This is a genomic window from Tunicatimonas sp. (assembly GCF_049647865.1).
Classification (GTDB): domain Bacteria; phylum Bacteroidota; class Bacteroidia; order Cytophagales; family Cyclobacteriaceae; genus Tunicatimonas.
The window spans coordinates 1-5,002 of the sequence record NZ_JBARYM010000398.1 but is presented as its reverse complement, the minus strand read 5'-3'; the positions used below and the strand labels follow the sequence as shown (position 1 = coordinate 5,002).

The following is a 5,002-nucleotide window of genomic DNA, read 5'->3' as shown; positions in this document are numbered from 1 at the left end:
GGTTAAAAAAGAAGTGCTTCCCCGGAGTAGGCTAGTAATAGAATCTTTCAGATAGTTCGTTTGCTCCTGGGGTTCAATACCGATAGTACCCGCCATCCATTCTGAACTTCGGTCAATAACCTGATTAAATTTCGCTTCAATAGTATTGAGGTCGCGGCCAATGCTGCGTACCTGAGCAGAGAAAAAGTAAGACAGGCCAGCTAAAACCAATACCACAAATACAATAGAAAGTAGTGAACTTATACCTCTCGGAATTCTAAGCCGCTCTAGCCATGCACTTACCGGATGCAAAAGCAGCGCGAGAATTAGTGCTGTGAATACTGGACTAAGGATAGATTTGGCGATAATAAGCACGTAAGCGGTAAGAACGATAGCCGCTAGCACAATTAGATACTTAGCGTATCCGGGGAGTTTGACCATGATAAATTAGGAAAAAAATATTAAGTGCTTTAACGTAATGTGAAAGGAATAGTTTGAATGAATGACATAGTGTTGGGGTATTCAAGTATTTAAGTGTTTAGGTGATTGCCGGGGCGGCCCCGCCGCGTAATGTTCAAGTGTGTGGAGTATCTAATAGTCCAAAACACATTAACACCACAACACCTTTACACTTTGTGTAATGAAATTCTATATTTGCAACTGCTTAAAGTAGGGTAATAAACCGCCCTTTCAACAAAACTATTCAGTATGCCTAATTTAGCTGATTTCATAAAAGAACTGCGCTGGCGGGGTATGATTCATGACATGACTCCTGGTGCTGAGGAGCAACTTGCTAAACAGAAGACATTGGGCTACATCGGGTTTGATCCGACGGCTAAGTCGCTCCATATTGGTAATTTGGCTACGGTAATGCTATTAGTGCATCTGCAACGAAGCGGTCATCAACCAATTGCTTTAGTAGGAGGAGCTACTGGTATGGTTGGCGACCCCTCAGGAAAATCAGCCGAACGAAATTTGCTGGATGAAGGTACGCTACGGGAGAACCAAGCTGGAGTGCGAAAGCAACTAGAAAAATTTCTGGATTTTGATGCTGCTGCTGAAAATCAAGCTATTTTAGTGAATAACTACGACTGGTTCGGAAAAATTGGGTTTCTGGATTTTTTGCGAGATGCCGGTAAGCATTTGACTGTCAACTACATGATGGCAAAAGATTCGGTGAAAAAGCGATTAGAAACCGGACTTTCATTTACTGAGTTTTCGTACCAACTGCTGCAAGGTTACGATTTCTACCATCTGTACCAACACCACGGAGTGAAACTCCAAATGGGTGGGTCTGATCAGTGGGGTAATATCACAACAGGGACGGAGTTTATTCGCCGAAAGGCATCGGGAGATGCGTTTGCCCTAACTGCCCCGCTCATCACCAAATCCGACGGAACCAAGTTTGGTAAGTCCGAGTCGGGCAACGTATGGCTAGATGCTGATATGACTTCCCCCTACAAATTTTATCAGTTTTGGTTGAATGTGGCTGATGATGACTTGTCGCGTTTGCTGCGGGTGTTCTCGCTTAAAAGCCAGGAAGAAGTTGAGGCATTGGAGCAAATGCCTAACCCAAATGAAGCTAAGCGGGCGTTAGCCGAAGAACTGACGACTCGTATTCATTCAACCGAAGATTTTGAAAATGCTCGCGTTGCTTCCACAATTTTGTTCGGAAACGCGGCCTTAGAGAAGATACGAAGTATCGACGAAAAGACTTTACTAGAGGTTTTTGAAGGATTGCCTCAGGAAACTATTTCGCGTAGCGAGTACGAAGCCACAGGTAGTGTGGTGGATCTGTTATCCGAAACTACCCACCAGTTGGTATTTAAATCTAAGGGAGAAGCTCGGCGGATGATTCAGCAGGGCGGAGTTAGTATCAATAAAGAGAAAATCACCTCCTCCGATGCTGAAGTAAATTTTCCACTACTTCAGGGTAAATACCTGCTGGTGCAGCGCGGAAAGAAAAAACACTTCTTAGTTCGGGTAGAAGAATAGGTTTAGCTTAGTAGTTTCTGCCGACTTATGCTTTTACTAGCGCCTTCTGAGGAAATACTTTCTTTTCAGTAAAATAGGCAATGGTTAGTAGTAATAGTGCTATAAATGCTCCCGCAGCTTGACCATCGCCCACACTAATATGAGCGGAAGCGGCTAAGACTATATTGAAAAAGAACCCAGCGTAGGCCCACTCCTTAAGAACTACTGACTGCTTAGTCCAGATGGCGATCAGCCCTAGTAGTTTAGCAATTGCTAGGGGGTAAATAAGATGAACCGGATGGCCTAATGATTGGAAAGCTTCCTGGATATCTTTGTAGTTAAAGAAGTAATTAGAAGCAGAAAGAAGCATTAGTAGAGTGAATAAACTAAGTGCGACATAATAAGTGATTCTAATAGCTTTCATAGTGATATAATTTACATAAAATTACGTATCTACGACTATTGTAGTTACAACAAATTTAATATGATTGCTTTAGACACCAATGTTTAGTACATTATGTATTAATAAATTCCCTGTTCCGGGTGGCGAGCTTGGAAGCCGCGATATTTTTCCTTGATCTTTTTAACATCTTGGTCTACATCGTCTGAGGGGTAAAAGGGCTCCATAAGAATGCCCGCTTCTTTCTTAGCATAATCCAGATAACCAAGAAGGATGGGCACATTGGCTTGTTTGGCTACGTGATAGAAACCGGATCGCCAACGCTTAGCGTACTTACGGGTTCCCTCTGGAGTTACCAGAACAATCAGATGGTCACGCTCATCAAACAGCCGCACCATAGCATCTACCATACTTTCCCGCTTAAGTCCCTGCTGTCTTCGGTTAATAGGGATTGCCCCCAAGGCTCTAAGAATAATTCCTATCGGTGGCTTCATCCACTCTTTTTTAATGGTAAAACGAACCGGTATACCCATAAGTCTGAGTGCCGAAAGCGCGTAGAAAATGTCCCAATTACTGGTATGAGGGGCCGCAATCATGACTCCTTTTTTAATATGTTTGGGAAAGTTCTTATTATAAGACCAACCAGAAATACCTAAGATAATCTTCGCGATAATTTTCCACATGGCTAGTAGATTGTTGATTGTAGGTTTAGCCAGAAGCGAGTAAGCTCTGCCTCCAAAGATTTAGCGTAATCGTACCCAATTTGAAATATTTCGTCCGCTTTTCCCAGTTCAAAAATTTGATAGGTCTTCAGGGCTGGGGGTTCTATAAAGAAGTCGCAGTACTTTCGGCGAGAGTATGAGTTGGCATTAATAGTGAGTAAAAATGTTCTCTCAAGCATTGTTTTCAAGTTCATTACTCGAAAAGAATCATCAATTGGGTTACAATGAAGACCAATAATTTTATCGCACGTACCAATTAAAGCTTCAGCCGGAAAGTTATTCAACAACCCACCGTCTACGTACAGCCTTCCATTTACTAAGGTAGGTTCAAACATAACGGGAATGCAAGTAGAAGCCATTAGCGGGCGAATAAGCGCGCCTTTAGTAAAATAAACCGCCTTCCCCTTGTACAGGTCTGTGGCATTGATAGTTAGCGGAATTTGTAGCCCCTCAAAAGAATTTTCAGTAAAGTACTTCTGGTATAACCACTCGGCACTGTCCATTTTTAATAGACCAGTTTTGCTGATGGCCGGACGAATCAGTTTGAAAAAATTAGTTTCGTTAATAATCTGTAGAATATCATCAGGAGAATAGCCACTGGCGTACATCGCCCCAGCAATGGCTCCTGAGCTACTTCCCGCAATAGCATCTATCCGTATACCAATTTCGTCCAATACTTTTAATATGCCCAAGTGAGCAATACCTCTTGCTCCGCCACCAGAGAGCACTAATCCTAGTTTCTGGCGACGTGGTTCCGCTTCCTCCGAACTTTTCAGCATAGCAGTAGGCAGAATAGTTTTCTGGGATTACTGTACTACCCCAATTGTGGTAAACTTATTAATACGCTTTTGAATTCGGTCTTCGGGGGAAAGGTTATTTAACCCTTCTAAAGTAGAGAAGATATACTCCTTTATCTTCTGACTTTGCCACTTCATATCATGGTGTGCTCCTCCTAGCGGCTCATCAATAATTCCATCTACCATCTGAAAGTGATGCATGTCCTGCGCGGTGAGTTTGAGTGCTTCGGCCGCTTGCTCCTTAAAATCCCAACTCCGCCACAGAATAGATGAGCATGACTCGGGGGAGATTACGGAGTACCAGGTGTTTTCTAACATTACTACCTGATCGCCAATGGCAATACCTAGCGCTCCTCCTGAGGCTCCTTCGCCAATGATAATACAAATGACCGGAACCTTTAGCATAAACATCTCCCGCAAATTGCGAGCAATGGCCTCACCCTGGCCCCGCTCTTCAGCTTCAATACCAGGAAATGCCCCCGGAGTATCGATGAAAGCGATAATAGGTTTGTTAAATTTCTCAGCAATCTTCATAAGGCGCAGTGCCTTGCGGTACCCTTCAGGATTGGCCATGCCGAAGTTACGTATCTGGCGAAGTTTGGTGTTTCGTCCTTTCTGCTGTCCGAGCAGCATAAACGTTTGTCCATCGATGTGTCCCAGGCCGCCTACCATTGCCTTATCATCTTTCACCGTGCGGTCGCCATGAAGTTCGATAAAATCATCACAAAGCTCATAAATATAGTCCAGCGTGTAAGGGCGATCGGGGTGGCGAGAGAGTTGCACTCGCTGCCATCGGGTTAGGTTAGAGTATGTATCTTCTTTCAGACGCTGAATTTTCTCCTCTAAGGTCTTGACAGCATCACTTACATCTACTCCATTCTCAGTTGCCATTCGCTTCATCTCAGCTAACCGCTCTTCAAGCTCAACGACTGGTTTCTCAAATTCTAGTAAGGTTTGTGCTGAATTCTCTGTTGCCATATGCGTTCGTTTTCAGATTCAAAGCTAGGATTAAAAGCGTATTATACCAACTCTGTAGCCGGAAGTAGTATTTGACTAGCGGAATTAAAAGAAAAAACTAAAGTGGTTTGTTGGAAATAAGGTGATAAGATTTCATATTTGCATTCCAATTT

The 5,002-nt window shown here is 43.3% G+C and carries 6 protein-coding genes; 1 reads left to right on the top strand and 5 read right to left on the bottom strand.

Annotated elements, in window-relative coordinates; translation table 11 throughout:
- On the bottom strand, nt 1–420 hold a 420-nt coding region (locus WBA23_RS11960), incomplete at its 3' end, for an AI-2E family transporter (RefSeq protein ID WP_424582512.1).
- Nucleotides 421–687: 267 nt separating this feature from the next.
- Here WBA23_RS11960 and tyrS point away from each other — a divergent pair.
- Entirely contained in the window at nt 688–1,974 is a 1,287-nt protein-coding gene (gene tyrS, locus WBA23_RS11955) for a tyrosine--tRNA ligase (protein ID WP_424582511.1), read from the top strand.
- Nucleotides 1,975–1,999: 25 nt separating this feature from the next.
- Here tyrS and WBA23_RS11950 read toward each other — a convergent pair whose 3' ends face one another.
- From WBA23_RS11950 to WBA23_RS11935, 4 genes are all read right to left on the bottom strand, one after another.
- Complete coding sequence (locus tag WBA23_RS11950; RefSeq protein WP_424582510.1) at nt 2,000–2,377, bottom strand: DoxX family protein; 378 nt, start codon at nt 2,375–2,377, stop codon at nt 2,000–2,002.
- A 98-nt stretch (nt 2,378–2,475) separates the two neighbouring features.
- Nucleotides 2,476–3,036 (bottom strand): 1-acyl-sn-glycerol-3-phosphate acyltransferase, encoded by a 561-nt coding sequence (locus tag WBA23_RS11945; protein WP_424582509.1) that lies wholly within the window; start codon nt 3,034–3,036, stop codon nt 2,476–2,478.
- 2 nt (nt 3,037–3,038) lie between these two features.
- Nucleotides 3,039–3,854 (bottom strand): patatin-like phospholipase family protein, encoded by an 816-nt coding sequence (locus tag WBA23_RS11940; protein WP_424582508.1) that lies wholly within the window; start codon nt 3,852–3,854, stop codon nt 3,039–3,041.
- A gap of 27 nt (nt 3,855–3,881) precedes the next feature.
- Complete coding sequence (locus tag WBA23_RS11935) at nt 3,882–4,850, bottom strand: acetyl-CoA carboxylase carboxyltransferase subunit alpha (RefSeq protein WP_424582507.1); 969 nt, start codon at nt 4,848–4,850, stop codon at nt 3,882–3,884.
- Nucleotides 4,851–5,002 lie beyond the last annotated feature (152 nt).